The organism is Methanobrevibacter thaueri, from assembly GCF_015062905.1.
Classification (GTDB): domain Archaea; phylum Methanobacteriota; class Methanobacteria; order Methanobacteriales; family Methanobacteriaceae; genus Methanocatella; species Methanocatella thaueri_A.
In genome coordinates this window covers 1-2,732 of sequence record NZ_SUTK01000099.1, presented here as the reverse complement: position 1 = coordinate 2,732, position 2,732 = coordinate 1, and the positions used below count along the sequence as shown (strand labels likewise).

At 29.6% G+C, this 2,732-nt stretch carries 2 protein-coding genes; both read left to right on the top strand.

The window, feature by feature from the left end:
* A partial coding sequence (locus tag E7Z79_RS09655; RefSeq protein WP_369693448.1) for an McrB family protein occupies positions 1–920 on the top strand: 920 nt, incomplete at its 5' end.
* 8 nt (positions 921–928) lie between these two features.
* Positions 929–2,732: DUF2357 domain-containing protein (locus E7Z79_RS09650; RefSeq protein WP_303739726.1), on the top strand; the 1,804-nt coding region annotated here is incomplete at its 3' end.

The following is a 2,732-nucleotide window of genomic DNA, read 5'->3' as shown; positions in this document are numbered from 1 at the left end:
AATATATCATTGTCCCAGTTGGAGCCAATTGGACAGACAACACCAACATTGTGGGTTATTATAATGTAATTACAGAAGATTATCAACCAACACCCGCTTATAAATTAATTAAACAAGCTCAAGACGACCCAAACCATCCATATTTCCTTATTTTAGATGAAATGAATTTATCTCATGTCGAAAGATATTTTGCAGATTTCCTATCAGCTATTGAAAGCTATGAAGAAATTCCACTATACGGCAATAATGAATCATTAAATCTTCCAGATAATCTTTTTACTATTGGAACAGTCAATGTTGATGAAACAACCTACATGTTTTCACCTAAAGTTCTAGACAGAGCAAATACAATAGAATTTGAAACGTTAACCGCTTGGGATTATATGGTATCTGATACAAGTGATGACGATTTCAAAGGAAATATTGATTATTTACAATCCCCGTTAATCGATTCAGAAATATCCAACTTAAACATTGATGATTTAAAGCAAATATTGTCAAACATCAATTACAATGGCGATACACTATGGGAAACATTGGCAATGGAACTTACTGTGCTTCAAGAAAACCTTAAAGATTCAAGTTTTGACTTTGGATTTAGAGTAATCAATGAAATATTGAGGTTTATGATAGTGGCATGGAGATATGAAAACTCTCCTGATGAATGGAACAATTGGGAAAGATATTTTGATGCACAAATAAAACAAAAAATCCTTCCAAAATTACATGGATCTGAAAAGGCTATTGGTAATGTCCTGACTAGTTTATTCAATCTTTGTTTGGAAGAGAGAAACAATAACGAAAACCCTAAAAACTTTGACATTAACAAAAACAATTGCAGATATTACACTTCTGCCTTAAAGCTTCAAAACATGTCTAAAGTATTATCAGACCAAAGATATGTTTCATTTATAAATTAAGGATTCAGATGATTGAGCAAAAAGTTATTATTCATTTAACTGATGAGAACTCCAGTGAAATTGGAATGCTGAGTGTCAGCTCTATTGATTACAGATTGGATAAAGAATCAAAAGAGAAATTATCTTCATCGATAACATTGGAAAACATTCCCTTTGTTGACAACCCCGATAATGAAACTCCAATCCAATATTGTGAAAACATCTCCACAAATTTTGCCAAATTGATGTTTTTAGAGGAAACAGAATATCAGATATTATTTGAATCCCAAGATGTTAATGCAAGTTATGATGTATTATATTCACTTGTCAAAATGAATGACAGTCATTTTAAACCATTCAGATTTGATTTGGGAGACAATAACAAATTTAAAATAGCTGGAACACTAAATTTCAGAAGTTACGTCGGCAAATCATTTTTGGATGTAAGAAAAAATGGAATTAATTCAATTAAAATTCCTATTGAAGTTAGATCTAAAAAAATAGATTATTTTACCCAATATTCAGCAATGATAGCTGATTTATCCCAACATGCATTAAGCCTAATTTTTGAAGTAAATTCCCCATTGTATCAGGAATTTGAACTTGATTATAATCAGAAGGAAACATATTATGAAGATTTCATGTTTTTGGAATATTTGTTTAGAGAGGACAACTTACCGTCAATATTTGAATATTTGTCTAAAAATCTGCATTCACAACTCAAAAGCCATGTTGAAACAGTACCATTGTCATTGGCATCAAATATTAATCAGAATACTTTAAGAAATATTGTATCAAAACCCAGCAATTTGTTCGAGTCTGATGCTGATTTTGGTATTGTTAACAAATTAAATGGTTATATTCCTCGTGATATAGACCAAATCAAGCATGAGGATATTATTGACATTCCCGAAAACAGATTTTTCAAATACTTTTTGGAATTGATTCAAAATCTGGTTGAAAAATTACTTGAAAGCTCAAAAGAAGGATACATTAAAGATAAATTATTGTATTTTAGAGATGAAATTGAATATTATCTGTCAAACAAATTCTTTAATCATATCTCAGCAATGGACTATGTTCCCTTCAACTCCCAAATTTTGCAGAAAAAGGAGGGTTACAGAGAAATATTTCATTACTTTTTAATGCTTGAATTTTCATTCAGGTTAAGTTGGGATGAAGTAAATGATCAATTTAAAGGATTTGAGAAAAAATTATCAGAGTTATATGAATATTGGTGTTATTTCAAACTATTAAAAGTATTAAATGAATTAAGCGTTGATAAAATAAGTTTTGAAGATGTTTTCAAAATCAATAAAGACAACTGGTCTATAACTATTAAAAAAGGAGTTCAATCAGCAAAAAACTTTAAATTAAATTTCGATGGCAATGACATTAAAATCAAACTGTTTTACAATTTAAGATTTTCAGATAATTCTCCATACAGATCATATTCACTTGCTTTTAGACCAGATTACACATTAATGGTCACAATCGGTGAACATATGCATTATATTCATTTCGATGCCAAATACCGTTCAGAACTTGAAATCATCGATTTTTACTCAAAAATTGGAAAATCCAATGAAGAGTTAGATAAAGAAATCAATAAAAGAGATGAACTTGAAGAAAAGGAATATGTCTTTAAAGATGGAGATATATATAAAATGCACACTTATAAAGATTCTATTTTACAAACTGAAGGGTCATATGTGTTATATCCTGGAAGCAAAACAAAAAGATTTAGAGAGTCTGAATTGATTATTCCATCTGTTGGAGCATTTTCATTAACCCCTGGAAATGATGATGTTGAAGAAGATAATTTAGCAATTT